This is a genomic window from Sphingomonas montanisoli (genome assembly GCF_008274695.1).
GTDB classification, from domain to species: Bacteria; Pseudomonadota; Alphaproteobacteria; order Sphingomonadales; family Sphingomonadaceae; genus Rhizorhabdus; species Rhizorhabdus montanisoli.
In genome coordinates this window covers 769,502-788,339 of the sequence record NZ_VTOU01000003.1, presented here as the reverse complement: position 1 = coordinate 788,339, position 18,838 = coordinate 769,502, and the positions used below count along the sequence as shown (strand labels likewise).

Annotated in this window: 18 protein-coding genes; 12 read left to right on the top strand and 6 right to left on the bottom strand. The window is 64.5% G+C overall.

Translation table 11 applies throughout. The features are described from left to right. Nucleotides 1–113: 113 nt before the first annotated feature. Genes FYJ91_RS15070 through gpmA form a run of 3 tightly spaced genes read right to left on the bottom strand, consistent with a single transcriptional unit; the run spans nt 114 to nt 2,371 of the window. Complete coding sequence (locus FYJ91_RS15070) at nt 114–1,169, bottom strand: 5-(carboxyamino)imidazole ribonucleotide synthase (protein WP_149523073.1); 1,056 nt, start codon at nt 1,167–1,169, stop codon at nt 114–116. Between the two features lie 2 nt (nt 1,170–1,171). After that, nucleotides 1,172–1,657, bottom strand: coding sequence for a 5-(carboxyamino)imidazole ribonucleotide mutase (gene purE, locus FYJ91_RS15065; protein ID WP_149523072.1), 486 nt, complete (start codon nt 1,655–1,657; stop codon nt 1,172–1,174). 27 nt (nt 1,658–1,684) lie between these two features. Then, nucleotides 1,685–2,371 carry a 2,3-diphosphoglycerate-dependent phosphoglycerate mutase gene (gene gpmA, locus FYJ91_RS15060; protein WP_149523071.1) on the bottom strand — a complete coding sequence of 229 codons (687 nt, stop codon included), beginning with the start codon at nt 2,369–2,371 and terminating at the stop codon, nt 1,685–1,687. Nucleotides 2,372–2,496: 125 nt separating this feature from the next. Here gpmA and FYJ91_RS15055 point away from each other — a divergent pair, with 125 nt between their 5' ends. The 5 genes from FYJ91_RS15055 (at nt 2,497) to FYJ91_RS15035 (ending at nt 7,083) form a co-directional block, all read left to right on the top strand. Then, nucleotides 2,497–3,195 (top strand): dienelactone hydrolase family protein, encoded by a 699-nt coding sequence (locus tag FYJ91_RS15055; protein WP_149523070.1) that lies wholly within the window; start codon nt 2,497–2,499, stop codon nt 3,193–3,195. 95 nt (nt 3,196–3,290) lie between these two features. Further along, nucleotides 3,291–4,745 carry a pyruvate kinase gene (gene pyk / locus FYJ91_RS15050; protein ID WP_149523069.1) on the top strand — a complete coding sequence of 485 codons (1,455 nt, stop codon included), beginning with the start codon at nt 3,291–3,293 and terminating at the stop codon, nt 4,743–4,745. A gap of 26 nt (nt 4,746–4,771) precedes the next feature. After that, nucleotides 4,772–5,323, top strand: coding sequence for a nuclear transport factor 2 family protein (locus FYJ91_RS15045; protein ID WP_149523068.1), 552 nt, complete (start codon nt 4,772–4,774; stop codon nt 5,321–5,323). After that, on the top strand, nt 5,320–6,144 hold the full coding sequence (locus FYJ91_RS15040; RefSeq protein ID WP_149523067.1) for a sulfurtransferase: 825 nt from the start codon (nt 5,320–5,322) through the stop codon (nt 6,142–6,144). The genes FYJ91_RS15045 and FYJ91_RS15040 overlap by 4 nt, the downstream gene beginning before the upstream one ends. Nucleotides 6,145–6,159: 15 nt before the next feature. Then, complete coding sequence (locus FYJ91_RS15035; protein ID WP_149523066.1) at nt 6,160–7,083, top strand: DUF3237 domain-containing protein; 924 nt, start codon at nt 6,160–6,162, stop codon at nt 7,081–7,083. 169 nt (nt 7,084–7,252) lie between these two features. On the opposite strand, the gene FYJ91_RS15030 is transcribed toward FYJ91_RS15035, so the two are convergent. Next, on the bottom strand, nt 7,253–7,849 hold the full coding sequence (locus FYJ91_RS15030) for a hypothetical protein (protein ID WP_149523065.1): 597 nt from the start codon (nt 7,847–7,849) through the stop codon (nt 7,253–7,255). A gap of 187 nt (nt 7,850–8,036) precedes the next feature. Here FYJ91_RS15030 and FYJ91_RS15025 point away from each other — a divergent pair, with 187 nt between their 5' ends. Beyond that, nucleotides 8,037–8,708, top strand: a complete 672-nt coding sequence (locus FYJ91_RS15025) for a hypothetical protein (protein ID WP_149523064.1) — start codon at nt 8,037–8,039, stop codon at nt 8,706–8,708. A gap of 272 nt (nt 8,709–8,980) precedes the next feature. Further along, complete coding sequence (locus tag FYJ91_RS15020) at nt 8,981–10,507, top strand: deaminase (protein WP_149523063.1); 1,527 nt, start codon at nt 8,981–8,983, stop codon at nt 10,505–10,507. A 5-nt stretch (nt 10,508–10,512) separates the two neighbouring features. On the opposite strand, the gene uvrA is transcribed toward FYJ91_RS15020, so the two are convergent. After that, the gene (uvrA, locus tag FYJ91_RS15015; protein WP_149523062.1) at nt 10,513–13,428 is read right to left on the bottom strand and encodes an excinuclease ABC subunit UvrA; all 2,916 of its coding nucleotides are present in this window, start codon (nt 13,426–13,428) and stop codon (nt 10,513–10,515) included. A 105-nt stretch (nt 13,429–13,533) separates the two neighbouring features. Beyond that, nucleotides 13,534–13,887, bottom strand: a complete 354-nt coding sequence (locus FYJ91_RS15010; RefSeq protein ID WP_149523061.1) for a hypothetical protein — start codon at nt 13,885–13,887, stop codon at nt 13,534–13,536. 226 nt (nt 13,888–14,113) lie between these two features. On the opposite strand from FYJ91_RS15010, the gene FYJ91_RS15005 reads away from it, so the two are divergent. The 5 genes from FYJ91_RS15005 (at nt 14,114) to FYJ91_RS14985 (ending at nt 18,767) form a co-directional block, all read left to right on the top strand. After that, on the top strand, nt 14,114–16,084 hold the full coding sequence (locus FYJ91_RS15005) for an OPT family oligopeptide transporter (protein WP_149523060.1): 1,971 nt from the start codon (nt 14,114–14,116) through the stop codon (nt 16,082–16,084). Between the two features lie 10 nt (nt 16,085–16,094). Beyond that, nucleotides 16,095–16,742: a nicotinate-nucleotide adenylyltransferase gene (locus FYJ91_RS15000; RefSeq protein ID WP_149523059.1), complete on the top strand. Its 648-nt coding sequence runs from the start codon at nt 16,095–16,097 to the stop codon at nt 16,740–16,742. 62 nt (nt 16,743–16,804) lie between these two features. Then, a complete protein-coding gene (gene rsfS / locus FYJ91_RS14995) occupies nt 16,805–17,134 on the top strand; it encodes a ribosome silencing factor (RefSeq protein ID WP_149523386.1) in 330 nt (109 codons plus the stop codon). A 36-nt stretch (nt 17,135–17,170) separates the two neighbouring features. After that, the gene (locus FYJ91_RS14990; RefSeq protein WP_149523058.1) at nt 17,171–17,593 is read left to right on the top strand and encodes a 23S rRNA (pseudouridine(1915)-N(3))-methyltransferase RlmH; all 423 of its coding nucleotides are present in this window, start codon (nt 17,171–17,173) and stop codon (nt 17,591–17,593) included. Beyond that, nucleotides 17,583–18,767: a murein hydrolase activator EnvC family protein gene (locus FYJ91_RS14985; RefSeq protein ID WP_246152639.1), complete on the top strand. Its 1,185-nt coding sequence runs from the start codon at nt 17,583–17,585 to the stop codon at nt 18,765–18,767. The genes FYJ91_RS14990 and FYJ91_RS14985 overlap by 11 nt, the downstream gene beginning before the upstream one ends. Nucleotides 18,768–18,838: the final 71 nt, after the last annotated feature.

The following is an 18,838-nucleotide window of genomic DNA, read 5'->3' as shown; positions in this document are numbered from 1 at the left end:
GAGATGTCAGCGCTAGCTGACGGAGGGGGAGGACGGCGACCAACTCATTTGAGTCGCATCCTCCCCCTCCGTCGCCTTCGGCGCCACCTCCCCCTGGCGGGGGAGGATGAAGGTCAGAACACCAGCTTCGTCACATGCCCCATCTTGCGGCCGGGACGGCCCTGGCCCTTGCCGTAGAGGTGCAGGTGCGCGGTCGGATCGGCGAGGATCGTCGGCCATTCGTCGGCCTGTTCGCCGATCAGGTTGCGCATCTCGACACGCGGCGCGGCAAGCGCGGTCGATCCCAGCGGCAGGCCGCAGATCGCGCGGATGTGGTTTTCGAACTGCGAAGTGACCGCGCCTTCGATCGTCCAATGGCCGCTATTGTGTACGCGGGGCGCCATCTCGTTGAACACCGGGCCTTCGTGCGTGTCGAAGAACTCGATTGCCAGCACCCCGACATAATCGAGCGCTTCCACGATCGCACGCGCCAGCGTCTCGGCCTGCGCGATCGTATCGCGCGCGATCCCGGCGGGGACGATCGAGAGCGCGAGGATGCCGTCATCATGCCGGTTGAGCACCGGATCCCACAACACGATCGCGCCGTCCTGCCCGCGCGCCACCAGCAATGAGAATTCGCGATCGAACCGCACGAAGCCTTCGAGAACCGCGGGCGCTTCGCCGATCGCGGACCAGGCGGCGTCGGCGTCGGCCTCGCTCTTGAGCCGCGCCTGTCCCTTGCCGTCATAGCCGAAGCGGCGCGTCTTCAGGATCGCGGGCGCGCCGATTGTCGCCAGCGCCGCATCGAGCCCCGCCCGATCGTCGACCACCGCCCAGGGTGCCGGACGCCCGCCCAACCCCTCGACGAACGCCTTCTCCGCCGCGCGGTCTTGCGCCACCGCCAGCGCGCGCGGATGCGGCAGCGGGCTCAGCGCCTCCAGCGGCGCGACCGGCACATTTTCGAACTCATAGGTCAGCACGTCGACGCTGGCGGCAAAGGCCGCGACGGCCGACGCATCGTCATAGCCGCCCCGAACCCAGCGCCATGCGACTTCGGCCGCCGGCCCACTCGCTTCGGGTGCGTAGATGGCCGTGCGATAGCCGAGATTGGCGGCCGCGATCGCGAGCATCCGCCCAAGCTGGCCGCCGCCAATGACGCCGATGGTCGAGCCGGGCGGAATCGTCTTCAAGGTCAGTCGAACGGTTCGACCGCGACGTCGGCGGTCTGCTTGGCCCGCCACGCGTCGAGCCTGTCGGCCAGCGCGGGATCGTTGTTGGCCAGGATTGCGGCGGACATCAGCCCCGCATTGATCGCGCCAGCCTTGCCGATCGCCAGCGTGCCGACGGGGATGCCGCCCGGCATCTGCACGATCGACAGCAGGCTATCCATGCCCTTCAGCGCCTTGGATTCGACCGGCACGCCCAGCACCGGCAGCCGCGTAATCGCCGCGGTCATGCCCGGCAGATGCGCCGCACCGCCCGCACCCGCGACAATCACCTTGATCCCGCGCCCCACCGCCGATTTGGCATAGTCGTAGAGGCGATCGGGCGTGCGATGCGCCGAAACCACCAGGGTTTCATGCGGCACGCCCAGCGCGTCGAGCGTTTCGGCGGCATGGCGCATCGTTTCCCAATCGGAACGGCTGCCCATGATGATGCCCACCAATGGCGCGGTCATATCCTCTTCCCCCAAAGCGCGCGCTGATCAGCGCTCCGACAGATAATAGCGATCCTTGGCGGTCAGATCGTCGGCGAGATCATAGACGATCGGCTGGCCGGTCGGGATCTCCAGCTCGGTGATCTCGCTGTCGGGAATGTTCGACAGATGCTTCACCAGCGCGCGCAACGAATTGCCGTGCGCGGAAATGATCACGCGCTTGCCGGCGCGCAGGTCGGGCGCGATCCGTTCCTCCCAATAAGGCAGGACGCGCGCGATCGTGTCCTTCAGGCTTTCGGTGTTCGGGATCGGGATGCCCGCATAACGGCGATCGGCCGCCAGATCGAACTCGCCGCCCGCTTCCAGCACCGGAGGCGGAATGTCGAAGCTGCGGCGCCACACCTTCACCTGATCGTCGCCATGCTTGGCGGCGGTCTCCGCCTTGTTGAGCCCAGTCAGTCCGCCATAATGGCGTTCGTTCAGGCGCCAGTCCTTTTCGACAGGCAACCACAGCCGCCCCATCGCCTCCAGTGCCAGGTTCAGCGTCTTGATCGCGCGCGTCTGGAAGCTTGTATAGCATTGGTCGAAATCGAGGCCCTTGGCGGCCATCAGCTCGCCTGCGGCAATCGCCTCCGCGATGCCCTGCTCGGTCAGGTTGACGTCCCACCACCCCGTAAAGCGGTTTTCGAGGTTCCACGCCGATTGGCCGTGGCGGACGAGGACGAGCGTGGGCAATGCGGTCTCCTGCGTTGGGATTCGAAGCCTTGGCGGCGCTCCTAGCCGGGGGGGCGGGCGAATGTCACGCTTGATCGCGTCATAATATGCAGCGCAAGAGGGATGCAGACCAAAAGGAGCACCCCATGACCATCGTCAGCCAGACCATCGCCTTCGATCAGGGCGGATTGCGCTTCGAAGCGCAGGCAAGCTGGGACGATGCGATCGGCGGCCCGCGCCCGCTGGTGCTGGTCGCGCCCAGCTTCATGGGCCGCACCCCGTTCGAGGATGACAAAGCCGCGCAGATCGCCGCGCTCGGCTTTGTCGGCTTCGCGGTCGACATTTACGGCGTCGACGTGAAGCCGGCGAATGCCGAAGAAGCTTCGGCGGCGATGGCGGTGCTTAACGAAGATCGTGCGCTGTTGCAGGAACGCATGTTCGCCAACCTCAAGATCGCGCGCGAACTCGAACAGGTCGATTCCGCAAAGGCGGCCGCGATCGGCTTCTGCTTTGGGGGCAAGTGCGTTCTCGATCTCGCGCGCGGCGGGGCCGACGTGCTGGGCGTCGCGGCGTTCCACGGCGTTTACGACGCACCGCCCTTCGCCAATGCGCAGATCACCGCCAAGGTGCTGATGCTCCACGGTTGGGACGATCCGCTCTGCCCGCCCGACGCGGTGCTCGCGCTTGCCACCGAGCTGACCGACGCCAAGGTCGACTGGCAGATCCACGCTTATGGCCACACCGTCCACGCCTTCACCAATCCGAAGCGGCCGGAAATGTACAGCCCGGTTGTCGATGCGCGCTCGTGGCGGCTGATGCAGGACTTCCTCGCAGAAATCTTCTGACACCGGTTTCAAAGATCGCAGGCTTGCCGGTTGCGTTCGCCGCCCAAGCGACTAAACCGCGCAAGCTCCGGTCGACAACGATAGGACGCCTCCAGGTGGATCACATACCTCCCCGTCTGCGCAAAGTGCGCGTGCTCGCGACGCTCGGACCCGCAAGCGGATCTCCCGAGATGATCCGCAAGCTGTTCTTCGCGGGCGCCGACGCCTTCCGCATCAACATGAGCCACGGCGCGCATGAGGATAAGGTTCCGATCATCCAGGCGATCCGCGCTATGGAAAAGGATCTGGGCCGCGCGACGACGATCCTGTTCGATCTGCAGGGCCCCAAGCTGCGCGTCGGCAAGTTCGAAGAGGGCAAGGTCCAGCTGGTTACCGGCCAGAAGTTCGTCCTTGATCGCGATCCCACCCTGGGCACACAGAACCGCGTCGAACTGCCCCACCGCGAGATTTTCGAGGCACTGGAGCCCGGCGCACGCCTGCTGCTCGACGATGGCAAGCTGGTACTTCGCGTCATCACCGTGCGCCACGATCATGTCGAGACGCGGGTTGAGGTCGGCGGGGCGCTTTCGAACAACAAGGGGCTGAACGTCCCCGACGTGATCGTGCCGATGGCCGCGCTCACCGAAAAGGACCGGCGCGACCTGACCTTCGCGGTGGAGCAGGGCGCCGACTGGATCGCGCTGAGCTTCGTCCAGCGGCCCGAGGACGTCGCCGAGGCGCGGCGCCTGATCGGCGGCAAGGCGGCTCTGCTCGCCAAGATCGAAAAGCCCGCGGCCGTGGAGCGGTTGGAAGAAATCCTCGAGCTCGCCGATGCGGTGATGGTCGCGCGCGGCGATCTCGGCGTCGAGCTGCCGCCCGAGCGCGTGCCCGCGATGCAGAAGCGCATCGTGGAGACCGCGCGGCGCATCGGCCGCCCGGTGGTCGTCGCCACCCAGATGCTCGAATCGATGATCGTGTCGCCCAGCCCGACGCGCGCCGAAGTCTCCGACGTCGCGACCGCGATCTATGACGGCGCCGACGCAGTGATGCTGTCGGCCGAGTCCGCCAGCGGCGCGTGGCCCGAGGAGGCCGTCGCGATGATGAACGCGATCGCGATGTCGGTCGAAAGCGACCCCGGCTATGCCGCGCGCCTCCACTTCACCGACACCCAGCCCGATGCGACCACCGCCGATGCGCTGGCCGAGGCCGCGGCGAAGATCGTCGATACCGTGTCGGCGGCCGCGATCCTGTGCTTCACCCTGTCGGGCTCCACCGCGCGCCGTATCTCGCGCGAGCGCCCGTCGGTGCCCCTGATGGTGCTGACGCCCAAACTCGCCACCGCGCGGCGGATGGGGCTGCTGTGGGGCAGCCACGCCGTCCGCACCCGCGACGTCGCCAGCTTCGAGGAAATGGTCGCCAAGGCCAAGCGCATGGCGCTGCGTCACGGCCTTGCCAAAGCGGGCGAGCGGATCGTCCTGGTCGCGGGCGTACCGTTCGGTACGCCGGGCTCGACGAACATGATCCATGTGGTACGCCTGACGGGGAACGAGCTGAAAGACTATAAGGGCTGACGCCCGCGGAGGGGGAGGGGTGAGCGATGGAGAGAAGCCGCATCCGGCAGGCGATGCAGTTCCGGAGCAGTCCACCGCCCCCCGCCGATGATATCGCCGCCACTGTCGCGTGGCTGCGCGACCGCGAGCTGATCAAGGACATCTACAGCCGCTATGCCTATGCGGTCGACAGCATCGACACGGATCTGCTGCGCACCGTCTTCCACCCCGATTGCGTCATCGTCGGCACGATGGAGGAGGGCACCCTCGACGACTATATCGACGGCCTCGTCGCCAGCCTGCCCGCTTATGAAGCGACGATGCATTTCAAGGGCAACCAATATGTCGAGATGACAGGCGACACCGCCTTCGTCGAAAGCTGGGTGCTCGGCTATCATATGGAGGCGGCCGACAGCCCGATCGACAGCCTGCTGCTGGGCCTGCGCTATCAGGACGATCTGATCCGCGTCGGCGACGACTGGCGGATCATCCGCCGCAAGGCCACCCGCCAGTTCCACGAGGGGCCGTTCCCGCGCCCCTATATCGGCGAGCCGCCTTATCCGCGGAAGGCGCATGGATCGTCGGAGCGCGACGCATGAGTTTTGCCACTTTGATCGGGGCGGATGCGATCACGCCGGACATGCTGATCGTCGACTGCTCGTTCGATCTCGGCGATCCCGAGGCGGGGCGGCGGGCCTTTGCGCAGGGGCACATAACCGGCGCACACTACCTGCACCTCGACGCCGATCTGTCCGCGCCGCCTAAGGGCACCAACGGGCGGCATCCGCTGCCCGATCCGGATGTCTTCGCCGCGACGATGCGGGGGATCGGGCTCCACAAAGGGCAGCAGGTCGTGGCCTATGATGCACAGGGCGGGCCTTATGCGGCGCGGCTGTGGTGGCTGCTGCGCTGGGCGGGGCATGACAAGGTGGCGGTGCTTGACGGCGGGCTGCAGGCGTGGACCGGGCCGCTGGAGGGCGGGACCAGTGACGCCGTACCGGGGGACTTCACCGCAAGCGGACCCGCGCTGGCGACGGTTGATGCGGATGCGGTGCTGGCCAATATCGCGTCGCCAAAGTTCCTCGTCGTCGATGCGCGCACCGCCGAGCGGTGGCGGGGGGAGGCGAATCCGATGGATCCGGTCGCGGGGCATATTCCGGGATCGACCAATCGGTTCTTCAAGGACAACCTGCAGGCCGACGGGCGCTTCAAGCCGGCGGAGCAACTGGCCGCCGAATGGGGCGCGGTGCTGGGCGATGCGGCGCCCAAGGACAGCGTGATGCAGTGCGGATCGGGGGTGACCGCGTGCCACAATCTGCTGGCGATGGAAGTCGCGGGGCTGTGCGGCGCGGCCCTCTATCCGGGGTCGTGGAGCGAATGGATCGCCGATCCGGAAAGGCCGGTCGCGCGCGAGATATAACATAAGGAGAGGGTGATGGGCGAGATGGGGAACAGCTTTCCGGCGCGGCCTTTGTTCGTGCTAACGGCGAAGGGCATGGCGCGCGAGGTGCTGGCGCATGACGGGCCGATGGGGCGGCGCAGCGTCGCGCGGCCGATCGGCGGCGGGGCGGCGGGCGATCGCCTGACCGCCGATATCGTCCCCGGCCTCGCGACCGAATGGCAGGTGGAGAGCGAGAAGCAGCCGGGTCTCGCCTGGGTCGAGGGGCTGATCACGCTCAGGACCGCGGGGGGCACCCCGATCCTGATGAAATATATCGGGCGGCGCGCGGCGCGTTATGGCGAGGGCGCGTGGCGGATCGGGGTGGGCTTCGAAGCCGATGCCGCGGGCGAGGACGGCGCGCACGACTGGCTGAACGACGTGGTCGCGGCCGCGACGGTGGAGGTGCGCGGCGACGACCTGATCTACACCGTCCACGAACTTCTGGGCCGCAAGACCGCGCCGGATGCCAATGCGATCGCGGTCGACCCCGTCTATCACATGGTCGCATCGGGCACGCTGGGCGAGCGGATCAAGATCGAGAGCCAGGTCGCCAAACGCTACCTCTCGATCGCCGAAAGCGGTTGCCGGACGGAAGGGCCGCTCACCGCCGAATGGCCGGTCGGCTTCGCATGGGGCGCGCACCGCATGGGCAAGGGGCCGATGGGCTTCCCCTTCCACATCGACATGAAGGCCGAAATGGTCGCCGAAAATGGCGACATGATCGTCCAACAATATATCGGCACCAACAGCCGCACCCTGCTCGATCCCTCCCCCGATATCGACCGCAGCTGGCGCACCACCGCAATGTTCGAAGCGCCCGTCGACGGGCCGAATGCATGGCTGAACGAGGTGGTCGCTTTGGGCTTCGGCTGGGTCCAGGGCGAGGAAACGCATTACGAATATTATGCGATGCGGTAAGGCGTTCGCGGCGTCCCAAATCGCGGGGTGAAGGCGAAGGCCACAATGGTTGTGGCTTTTGTGGCCTTTGCTTTTTCGGTGGGAAATGAGGGGTTTGGGGTGGGGCGTCTGGAGTCGCCCCACCCCGGACCCCGCCCAGATGATGAAGGGGGAGCGGGGTCTTTTCGGATCAGCGGCGGCGCGTCTTCGGCGGGGGCGCGAGGCCGAGCGGGGCGGCATCCTCGGGCCGGGGATCGCCGGCAAGGCCGAACAGGCGGGCGAGGAGGTGGGGCAGCTTGCGGATGCGCGGGCGCAGCACGTCTTTCTCCTCCACCCAGCGCGGATCGCAGCCCATCAGCCGGCCATAGCCCTCGGGATCGTGGCGTTCGAGGAGGAAGCGGGTGAGCCGCTCGTCATATTGGACGCGCTCCCCCACCACCTCGCCCGCATGATAGACCGGGTTGGTGACGCCGTGGATCGCGCGGGCGAAGGCGGCGTCGGTCAGCCGCCGGGTCATCATGCCATAGGCGGCGTCCCAGGCTTCGGCGAAGCCGGCCGCGTCGGCGCGCCTGCGCAGCCGATACGCCCCCTCCACCCCCATCCCGACCGCCTTCGCGGCGGCCGGCACCGATACCGTATCAGCCAGCACCTCGATGAACGCGCGCTGCTTGTCGGGCGTCCACCCGTCATGCCGTCCGGAGACGGGCACGGGCGCGAAATCGGTGAGATCGGCGGGCGGTTCGGCCGGAGCAGATGCGTCGACGGCGATATGCGGATGGATGGTCATACGAAGACGTATAACCAAATAGGTTTGCAATGTCAAGAACAAAGAGGGATCGTTGATGCGATCAGGCGCTGACGGAAGGGAACATATAAAAAACGGCTGGCACTCCTACATCCCGAGTGCGAAAAGTGATTCGGGGGAGCAAAGCATCAGTAGCTGTCCGCGGAAGCGGCAACGAAAGGTTGCGCTCATGACGATCAGAGTCGTTAATCTTAATAAAATCCTCAAAATCTGCCAACTTCCAGAGAATTTACTTACCCGGGAACTCCGCATTGATTTGCGTGGTGAACGGAGAAAGGCTCTAGGTTTGCCGACAGGCGGAGGGCATTTTCACTACCCTTGGTGGAATGCTGCAAAGCAGCATTCTGTTGGGCTAGTTGATCTTGAAACCTTCACTCCGGTGCTGATAGGCGATCTCAAGAGCCGGAAGCGGCTTTATCCCTTACTTACGGAGGGATTCCTACAATGGTTTCGCCATCTGCGTAGGACAACCAACGCGGAAATCGTATGGACGCAAGAGAACATTCATACGCACTACACCGTTCCAGGGTTGGAACTGATTGTAAAAGTCGACAATCTTCTCGCGTTAAAGATTGGTAGCGACAGGCACAAAATTATTTACCCATACTTTTTCGAGGAGCCTGCCCTGTCATCATTATGGGGGCGCATTGGCCTGTGGCTGATGCGAGAGGCGCTCAGCGAATACGATATCGTGGATATGGAAATCCTCGACGTTCTACGTGGTAGATCGTTTTCTGGAGGAATGGACTTCCTTAAAGGCGACGAGGAAGCAATCTTTCAGAGAAAATACATGAATATTATTGAGCAATGGGAAGCGCTCAAACCGGAATACGATCTGTAACCGGAGATGGTAACGTCATCCGCTCTTGGATGACGTTACCGTTTTAGAACTGCCAGTTTGACTGGTTGAGACATGGCGCATCTGTCCCTCTCGAACCGGCTTTGGTGTGTTCTGTATTGCCTGATTCGAACGTTCAAAAACGCTGTTCAACCAAGATGTAGCTTGGCTCTCATAGCTCATTTGAACCTCCGTTTCCCCGATGTGGTTACCTTGACACATGTGGGATTCGTTGGTCCACAGTTTTCCGATAATTATCCACAAGGGTGCGGTGAGTGGTGAAAGCGACAAAAAAACCTGAAGTCTTTATCGCGCTCATAGCTCCGATCGGTATCAACCTGGAGTTGGTCCAGGATGAATTATGTAGTGCGCTTAGAACGGTCGCTTATCAGCCCCACGTCGTGAAGCTCACGAGTTTCCTTGATGATCATCAAGAATGGTTTGATCTGAAACATCAAACTCCTTTTGAGAGATACGAAAAGTACATCAAGGCTGGAAACGACTTCTGCTCCGACAGCGGCCGTCGCGACGCACTTGCCTTGGCCGGGGTTGCTCAAATTTATCGGGATTTTCCAAAAAGGCCGGAGGAATTTTCTCCTTCCACGGCGATAATTTTCAGGCAGCTGAAAAGAGTGGAGGAAGTCAAAACTCTCCGTCAGATTTATGGAAAGAATGTCATATTTCTCGGATGCTATTCCCCGCGCAAAGCGCGCGTAAAGAACCTTGTTTCGTTGCTGCTTAAAAATCACAGGGGAACAGATCAGAATAAATTAGAAGCAGAGGCATTGGAAATAATCGGAATTGATGAAAATCAGCGCCAAGTCGCGGATGGTCAGAGATTTCTAGATGCATACCCCTATTCTGATTTTATCGTGGATGGGACATCTCCCAACACGATTAGAAGTTCGATGGAGAGGTTCATAAAATGCTTCTTTGGACATCCGTTCGTGAGCCCAACAAGAGAAGAGCATGGCATGTATCTGGCTCAATCAGCATCGCTTCGTTCCACTGATTTATCGCGCCAAGTTGGCGCTGCCATTTTCGGAGAGAATAAGGAAATTGTCGCGCTCGGTTGTAATGAGGTGCCGGCGTCTGGGGGTGGCACGTACTGGCTAGATCACGAACAAGATAGTCGAGATTTTCAGGTTGGTTACGACTCGAATGCGCGCATTCATGCGGACATGGTTCGCGATCTTCTGGCTCGTTTGAAAGAGGCGAAGTGGCTGAATGCAGAGCACTCTAAGCATTCTCCTGATGAATTATCTGTGCAGGCGCTGCTTGATGAAGAGGGAAAGCAGGGGCCACTATCAAGGGCGATGATAGGGGATATCATCGAGTATGGTAGAATCGTTCATGCTGAAATGAACGCTCTAAGTGATGCTGCTCGTTTTGGACGCCCTACAAAAAATGGAACACTTTATTGCACAACGATGCCATGTCATCTGTGCACAAGATTGATTGTAGCCGCTGGAATAAGAGAGGTTCAATTCCTTCAGCCGTACTATAAGAGCCTGATACGTGAATTGTACGAAGACTCTGTTTCGATAGACGAAGAAATTCCCGATCGAGTAAATTTCAAACCATTTCGTGGTGTGACGCCAAATGGATTTCGAATGGTATTTGAAAAGGGGCGTCGGAAGGACAGAATGAATAATGCCATAAAATGGCAACCTACAGAAGCATGGCCGATATTTACTACAGATGTGCCGTCTTATTTGAATTTGGAAACGTCAATTGCGGTGGAAAATCTAAAGACGGTGATCCAAAACGTAAAAAACAAACACAACCCGCTTGACGTTTAGAGGCATCACTCCGCCGCCACGCGATCACCCAACCCCAACAACGGCGCCAAATACCGCCCCGTATAGCTGCGCGGCTCCTTCGCGACCGTCTCGGGCGTGCCCTCCGCCACGATCTCGCCGCCGCGGACGCCGCCGTCGGGGCCGAGGTCCAAAATCCAGTCGGCGGTCTTGATGACCTCCAGATTGTGCTCGATCACGACCACCGTATTCCCCTGTTCGACGAGGGCGTGGAGGACTTCGAGGAGTTTGCGGACATCCTCGAAATGCAGGCCGGTCGTGGGTTCGTCGAGGATGTAGAGGGTGTTGCCGGTGGCGCGGCGCGACAATTCCTTGGCGAGTTTGACGCGCTGGGCCTCGCCGCCCGACAGGGTCGTCGCCTGCTGGCCGACCTTGACATAGCCGAGGCCGACCTCCGCCAGCATCGCCATCTTGTCGCGGATCGGGGGCACGGCCTTGAAGAATTCGACCGCATCCTCGACCGTCATGTCGAGGACGTCGGCGATCGACTTGTCCTTGAACTTCACTTCCAGCGTTTCGCGGTTGTAGCGGGCGCCGTGGCAGACGTCGCACGTCACATAGACGTCGGGCAGGAAGTGCATCTCGATCTTGAGCACGCCATCGCCCTGGCACGCTTCGCAGCGGCCGCCCTTGACGTTGAAGCTAAAGCGGCCGGGCTTGTAGCCGCGCGCCTGGCTTTCGGGGAGGCCCGCGAACCAGTCGCGGATCTGGGTGAAGGCGCCGGTATAGGTGGCGGGGTTGGAGCGCGGGGTGCGGCCGATCGGCGACTGATCGATGTCGATCACCTTGTCGCAATGCTGCAGCCCGCTGACCTTTTCATGCGCGCCGGCGATGACGCGGGCGCCGTTGAGCGTGCGCGCGGCCGAGGCGTAGAGCGTGTCGATCGTGAAGCTCGACTTGCCCGATCCCGAAACGCCGGTGATGCAGGTGAAGGTGCCGAGCGGGATGGAGGCCGTCACGTCCTTCAAATTGTTCGCCTTGGCGCCGTGGACGGTGACCTTCTTGCCATTGCCCTTGCGGCGCTTCGTGGGCACCGCGACCGCGCGGCGGCCGGAGAGATAGTCGCCGGTGAGACTCTCTTCGTTGGCGAGGATGTCTTCGAGCGACCCTTGCGCGATGATCTGCCCGCCGTGGACGCCCGCGCCTGGCCCCATATCGACGATATGATCGGCGGTGCGGATCGCATCCTCGTCATGTTCGACCACGATCACGGTGTTGCCGAGATCGCGCAGACGACGCAGCGTGACGAGGAGGCGGTCGTTATCGCGCTGGTGCAGGCCGATCGAGGGCTCGTCGAGGACGTAGAGGACGCCCGACAGGCCGCTGCCGATCTGCGAGGCGAGGCGGATGCGCTGGCTCTCACCGCCGCTCAGCGTGCCCGAGGTGCGATCGAGGTTGAGATAATCGAGCCCGACATTGTCGAGGAAGCCCAATCGCTCGACGATCTCCTTGAGGATCGGGGTGGCGATCTGGGTCTGCTGATCATTCAGGTGATCGGGCATCGCGCGGAAGAAGGCGAGCGCGGGGCCGACCGCGCGGCGGGTGGACATGGAGATGTCCTCCCCCGCGATCTTCACCGCGCGCGCCTCGGGCTTCAGGCGGGCGCCGTGGCACACCTCGCACGGGGCGGCGGACTGATATTTGGACAATTCCTCGCGCATCCACGCGCTTTCGGTGGCGATCATGCGGCGATCGAGATTGCCGATGACGCCTTCGAACGGCTTCTGCACGTCATAGGATTTGCGGCCGTCGACGAAGGTGAGCTTGATCGCGCGGCCCCTGGTGCCGTGGAGGACGGCGTCGCGCGCTTCCTCGGGCAGCTCGTTCCACGGGGTTTCGAGCTTGAAGTCGTAGGCGCGCGCAAGGCTGCCCAGCACCTGCATGTAATAAGGTGAGGGCGGGTTGGACTTGGCCCAGGGGACGACCGCGCCCTGCTTGATCGACAGCGCCTCGTTGGGGACGACGAGGCCGGGATCGAAATAGAGTTTTTCGCCCAGGCCGTCGCAGGCGGGGCAGGCGCCCTGCGGCGCGTTGAACGAGAAGAGACGCGGCTCGATCTCGCTGATCGTGAAGCCCGAGACGGGGCAGGCGAACTTTTCGGAGAAGGTGATGCGTTCCGACACGCCGTCGGGGAGGGCGAGCGCCTTGATGCCCTTCTTGGTATCCGCGGTCGGCTCGCGATCGCCGAGGATGTCGGCATAAGCGAGGCCGTCGGCGAGGCGCAGCGCGGTTTCGAACGACTGGGCGAGGCGGGTCTCGAGATCGGGGCGGACGACGAGGCGATCGACCACGACCTCGATGTCATGCTTGTACTTCTTGTCGAGCGCGGGGGCGCTTTCGATCTCGTGAAACTCGCCATCGATGCGGACGCGGGTAAAGCCCGCGCGCTGCCATTCGGCCAGCTCCTTCTTATACTCGCCCTTGCGGCCGCGCACGACGGGGGCGAGCAGGTAGAAGCGCGTGCCCTCGGGCAGCTGCATGACGCGGTCGACCATCTGGCTGACCGTCTGCGCGCTGATCGGCTCCCCCGTGACCGGCGAATAGGGAATGCCGACGCGCGCCCACAGCAGGCGCATATAATCGTAGATTTCGGTGACGGTGGCGACCGTGGAGCGCGGGTTGCGGCTGGTCGTCTTCTGCTCGATCGAGATGGCGGGCGACAGGCCCTCGATATGCTCGACATTCGGCTTCTGCATCAGTTCGAGGAACTGGCGCGCATAAGCGGAGAGCGATTCGACGTAGCGGCGCTGCCCCTCGGCATAGATGGTGTCGAAGGCGAGGCTGGACTTGCCCGAGCCGGAGAGGCCAGTGATCACGATCAGCTTGTCGCGCGGCAGATCGACGTCGACGCCCTTGAGGTTGTGCTCGCGCGCGCCGCGCACGGAAATTTGCGTGAGTGCCATGCCGCCTGTTCTATCTCTGTTCTGATCGGGATTCCAGAGGGAGAGATAGGGTGCGGTGCGGCGAGTTGCGAGTCCGCCGTTTCATCCGCGTGAGTGGATCGCAGTCTAGAGCGCGCCCGCCATCCAGCGCGCGATCCACGCGTCGATCGCGGTCGCACCGGCGACGAGGCCGAGGTTCACCCAGATCATCGGATGGCGCGGATGCAGCCGCAGGAGCAGCGCGAGCGCGGCCAGATCCATCACGTCGCCGGCCACGCGCGCCCAAACCCCGGCGGGATCGGTGGGGAAGGCGAGCAGGTAGAGCCCGGTCGCGATCTCCCGCGCGCCGAACAGACGGATGACCGGCTCATAACCCTGCGCCGCGATCGTCCCGGCCAGGAACCGCGCGCCGAACACCTCGACGAGCCCCAGCGCGATCGAGAATATGCCGAGCGCGAGGCCGACCGTTGCGACGTCCATGATGCCCCCTCCATCCTGTTGTTGCGATGCTGTATAGCAGGCGGGGAGCGAGGTGGGACATGCCGAAACGCAAGCAGGATCTGGCGGCGCGCAAGACCGACGCGATCGGCGCCCGGAATCCGTGATCCGACCCTGATGAGGCTGCATGTGAGGGGGCGTCAGGCTTCCCGATCCGGAGCCGGGGGGATCAATTGCGTTTAATTCGCCGCTCCCCCAATATGCCCGCATGGCAAGCCTTCCCGCCGCGACACGCGAGCTCACGGTCCGGGGTATCATCCTCGGCATCCTCATCACCTTCGTCTTCACATCGGCGAACGTCTATCTGGGGCTGAAGGTCGGGTTGACCTTCGCGACGTCGATCCCGGCGGCGGTCATATCGATGGCGGTGCTGCGCTTCGTGCGGAACGCCACGATCCACGAGAACAACATCGTCCAGACGGTCGCGTCGGCGGCGGGGTGTATCGCGTCGGTCATCTTCGTGCTGCCGGGCCTCGTCATGGTCGGCTGGTGGCAGGGCTTTCCCTTCTGGCAGACCTTCCTGCTGTGCGCGTCGGGCGGGATGATGGGTGTGGTCCTGTCGGTGCCGCTGCGCCGCGCGCTCGTGACCGGATCGGACCTGCCCTATCCCGAAGGCGTCGCCGCGGCCGAGGTGCTGCGCGTCGGCACCCAGACCGCCGAGGGCGCCGAGGAAAGCAAGATTGGCCTGCGCGTGATCCTCGTCGGATCGCTCGCATCGATCGGCTTTGCGATCCTGTCGGCCACCAAGCTGGTCGCGGCTGAGGCGGCGACCTGGTTCCGCATCGGCGGCACAAGCGCGGCGACCGGCCTGTGGGGCTCGCTCAGCTTCGCATTGCTGGGCGCTGGCCATCTGGTGGGGTTGTCGGTCGGCATGGCGATGCTGTTCGGCCTCGTCATCGCCTTCGGCGTCGCGACACCGATCCTGAGCTTCATCGCCGCCGAGCCGGGCGCCGCCGCGGACGCTGCCTTGGGTGCGTGGAGCGGTCAGGTGCGCTTCCTGGGCGCCGGCGTGATCGGCGCGGCGGCGATCTGGACCCTGGGCCAGCTCGTCCGCCCGATCTGGGGCGGCCTGAAGAGTGCGGCGGCGGCGTCGAAGGCGCGCAGGAATTCGGCCGAGCTGCTGCCGATCGAGGAGCGCGATCTGCCCGTCGGCTGGATGGGTGTTATCACCGCGGTCACCGCTCTGCCGATCGTCGGCCTGCTCTGGCATTTCGTCGCGCAGGGGCCGCTGGCCGGCTATGCGATCCCGCTGTCGCTGGGTTTCTGGGTCTACGTGCTGCTGGCCGGCGCCTTCGTGGCGGCGGTGTGCGGCTATATGGCGGGGCTGATCGGTTCGTCGAACAGCCCGGTTTCGGGCCTCGCGATCCTTGCGGTGCTGGGGTCGGCGGTGCTGCTCGCGGTGGCCGTCAGGCCGCTGGTGGGTGCGGACGCGGTGCCGCAGCTCGTCGCCTTCGCCTTGTTCGTGACGTCGTTCGTCCTCGCCTGCGCGGTCATCGCCAACGACAATCTGCAGGATTTGAAGACCGGCCAGCTGATCGGCGCGACCCCGTGGAAGCAGCAGGTCGCGCTGATGATCGGCACGATCGCCGGTGCTGCCGTGATCCCGCCGATCCTCGATCTGCTCAACGGCGCCTATGGCTTCGCACCGTTGCCGGGCGTGGTCGGCAATCCGCGCGATCCGCTCCCCGCCCCGCAGGCGACCTTGATCTCGACGCTGGCGCGCGGGGTGCTCGGTGCGGGCGACATTCCGTGGAACATGGTCGGCATCGGCGCGGTGCTGGGCCTCGCCCTCGTCGCGCTCGACGCGCTGATGGGACGAAAGGGCTGGATCCGTCTGTCGCCGCTCGCGGTCGGGATCGGCATCTACCTGCCGATGTCGGTCACGCTGCCGGTCGTGATAGGTGCGGTGATCGGCACATGGTATGACCGCCGGCATCCCGATCCGATCTCCCAGCGTATGGGCGTGCTGCTGGCATCGGGCTTCATCGTCGGCGAAAGCCTGTTCGGCGTGCTGCTCGCGGGGCTGATCGTCGGCACCGACAGCGGCTCCCCGCTCGCCTTGATCGGCGAAGGGCATGAGGCAGCGACGATGGCGGCGGGGACGTTGCTGGTCGTGGCTTTGCTGTTCGGCCTCTACCGCTGGACGGCCCGCGCCGCCGCCCGCGTGGCCGCAGCCTGATCGCGCGCCGATGATTCGCACGGGATTGCTGGGCGGCAGCTTCAACCCCGCCCATCATGGCCATCGGCATATCAGCCTCCACGCGCTCGACGCGATGGGGCTGGACGAGGTGTGGTGGCTCGTCTCTCCCGGCAATCCGCTGAAGGCCGGCGTGCCCGACATGGCGCCGATGGCCGCGCGCTATGCCTCGGCCCGCAGGATGGCCGCGCGCGCGCGGATCCGCCCGACCACGATCGAGGCGCGGCTGGGCACCCGTTACACCGCGGATACGCTGAAAAAGCTGGTGCGCCGTTACCCCAATCGCCGATTCGTCTGGATCATGGGGGCGGACAACCTTGTCCAGTTCCACCGCTGGCGCGATTGGCGGGTTATCGCGCGGACGGTCACCATTGCCGTGGTGGCCCGACCGGAGTATGATGGCCCTGCCCGCGCATCGAGAGCGATGGGTTGGCTGCGGCGCTTCGTCCGGCCCGCAAGTCAGGCAAGGCAGTGGACGACATGGAGTCCGCCCGCGCTCGTGTTGTTGCGCTTCTATCCCGATCCGGCGTCGGCGACGCAGTTGAGGGCGGCCAACCCGCGCTGGCACTTGTCATATAACCAGAAGGGTCCCGACGGTGCCGCCGCGCCGTCGATCCCGGTACATCAGGAGGCACATTGACCGCCCAAAGTAGCATCGAGCCCCAAGCTCACGATGCCGACCCGATCGAAGCGCTGCACCAGATGGTGCTCCAGTCGCTCGATGACGACCAGGCCGTGGAAACGGTGACCATCCCGTTGGCGGGCAAGTCGTCGATCGCCGATCATATGGTGATCGCCAGCGGCCGTTCGACGCGTCAGGTCGCGTCGATGGCGACCAAACTGGCCGACAAGATCAAGCAGATGACCGGCCGAGCCGTGCGGATCGAAGGTCTGCCGACCGCGGACTGGGTGCTGATCGACGCCGGCGACATCATCGTCCATCTGTTCCGTCCGGAAGTGCGCAGCTTCTACAATCTCGAACGGATGTGGAATTTCGGCGACGCGCCGGCCTCCACGATGGCGCAAGCCTGATCCGCAGGCCGTTCGTTTTCTGGCTCTGACGCGCCCGTGCTGCTGCATATCGTCGCGCGCGGGCGCATCGGGCGCAGCCCGGAGGCGGATCTGGTCGATCGCTATATGAAGCGCATCGGCTGGCCGACCCGCATCACCGAGCTGCCCGATACCGGCGGCAAGATGCCCGATCGCGCGCCGGGCACCGTGCTGGTGATGCTCGACGAGAAGGGCGATCAGCTGCCCTCCACCACATTCGCGGAAAAATTGGGCCGCTGGCGCGACGACGGGCGGCGCGAGGTGCGCTTCCTGATCGGCGCGGCAGACGGGTTCGACGATTCGCAGCGCGACGGCGCCGACCTGCTGATCGCCTTCGGGCGCATGACGTGGCCACACATGATGGCGCGCGCGATGCTCGCCGAACAATTGTGGCGCGCGACCAGCATCCTCGCCGGACATCCCTATCACCGTGAGGGCTAGGGCGCTTTTCGCCGGGGCACTCGCGCCCTTCCTCCTGTGCGCCGCCGATCCCACGGTGGTCGCACAGCAGCGCGCGTTGGTGAGGGCGCAGGCGTCGGCGAAGGCGGCCGAGCGGCGCGCCGCCGATCTCGATGCGCAGGCCAAGGCGATGGGCAAGGCGGCCGAACGATCGCAAGCCGATCAGGTCGCGGCCGCCGCCGCGATCCAGGCCGCCGAGGCGCGGATCGAGGCGGCGAAGGGCCGCGTCGCGTTGATCGATCGGCTTCGCGCGATCCAGCGCGCCCGGCTCGCCGAACGGCAGGGGCCGGTCGTGCGGTTGACAGCCGCCTTGCAGACGATGGCGCGCCGGCCCGCCGCGCTCGCGCTCGTCCAGCCCGGATCGGTCGACGATTTGATCCATGTCCGTGCGCTGCTCGGCTCGACCCTGCCGGTGATCCGCGAACGCACCGCCGGGCTGCGCGCAGAAGTGGCACGGGCCGATGCCTTGCGTCGCCGCGCCGATGCCGCCGTCGCCGATCTGCGCCACGATCGCGAACAGCTAGCCATCCGTCGCACCGCGCTCGCCCGGCTCGAAGCGGTCCAGCGTCAGCAGCAGCAGGGGCTGGTCGACGGCGCAATGGTCCAGCAGGATCGCGTGCTGGCGATGGGCGAGAAGGCGCACGACATCGCCCAGCTGATCGAGACTTTGGGCGAGCAATCCGACGTGCGCGATCGGCTGACGAACCTGTCCGGCCCGATCCTGCGGCCGAATGTGCCCGGGCGGGTCGCGACCGCGCCCGATACGCTGATGCAGGAAGGCGTCTCGGCCGCCCCGCCTTATCGCCTGCCGGTGATCGGCCGGCTGGTCTCGGGCATGGGGGAGATAGGCGATTCGGGCGTTCGGGCGCGTGGCATCACCCTCGCCACCGCGCGCGCCGCGCAGGTCGTGGCGCCGGCTGCCGGGCGCATCGCTTATGCGGGGCCGTTCCGGGGCTATGCCGGCATCGTCATCATCGACCACAATGATGGCTGGGCGACGCTGGTCACCGGTCTGCGCGTTGCGGCGATCCGGCCGGGCCTGTCGGTGCTGCAGGGCAGCCCGCTGGGCACGGCCGACGGCGCCGATCCGCGGGTGGGCGTGGAACTGCGGCACAGCGGAACGCCCATCGATATCGTGCCGCTGCTGGCGCGGTGACGGCGCATATCCACCGAAAGTCTGATCTTCGTCGCAATGTGCAATGTCTGGTCAAGGTTCGCATGTTATTT

What these genes read in the sequence shown, in the direction of transcription:
- purE (WP_149523072.1), bottom strand. Translation starts at nt 1,657, where the DNA reads ATGACCGCGCCATTGGTGGGCATCATCATGGGCAGCCGTTCCGATTGG.
- FYJ91_RS15055 (WP_149523070.1), top strand. Translation starts at nt 2,497, where the DNA reads ATGACCATCGTCAGCCAGACCATCGCCTTCGATCAGGGCGGATTGCGC.
- FYJ91_RS15045 (WP_149523068.1), top strand. Translation starts at nt 4,772, where the DNA reads ATGGAGAGAAGCCGCATCCGGCAGGCGATGCAGTTCCGGAGCAGTCCA.
- FYJ91_RS15040 (WP_149523067.1), top strand. Translation starts at nt 5,320, where the DNA reads ATGAGTTTTGCCACTTTGATCGGGGCGGATGCGATCACGCCGGACATG.
- FYJ91_RS15035 (WP_149523066.1), top strand. Translation starts at nt 6,160, where the DNA reads ATGGGCGAGATGGGGAACAGCTTTCCGGCGCGGCCTTTGTTCGTGCTA.
- FYJ91_RS15030 (WP_149523065.1), bottom strand. Translation starts at nt 7,849, where the DNA reads ATGACCATCCATCCGCATATCGCCGTCGACGCATCTGCTCCGGCCGAA.
- FYJ91_RS15025 (WP_149523064.1), top strand. Translation starts at nt 8,037, where the DNA reads ATGACGATCAGAGTCGTTAATCTTAATAAAATCCTCAAAATCTGCCAA.
- uvrA (WP_149523062.1), bottom strand. Translation starts at nt 13,428, where the DNA reads ATGGCACTCACGCAAATTTCCGTGCGCGGCGCGCGCGAGCACAACCTC.
- FYJ91_RS15010 (WP_149523061.1), bottom strand. Translation starts at nt 13,887, where the DNA reads ATGGACGTCGCAACGGTCGGCCTCGCGCTCGGCATATTCTCGATCGCG.
- FYJ91_RS15005 (WP_149523060.1), top strand. Translation starts at nt 14,114, where the DNA reads ATGGCAAGCCTTCCCGCCGCGACACGCGAGCTCACGGTCCGGGGTATC.
- FYJ91_RS15000 (WP_149523059.1), top strand. Translation starts at nt 16,095, where the DNA reads ATGATTCGCACGGGATTGCTGGGCGGCAGCTTCAACCCCGCCCATCAT.
- rsfS (WP_149523386.1), top strand. Translation starts at nt 16,805, where the DNA reads ATGGTGCTCCAGTCGCTCGATGACGACCAGGCCGTGGAAACGGTGACC.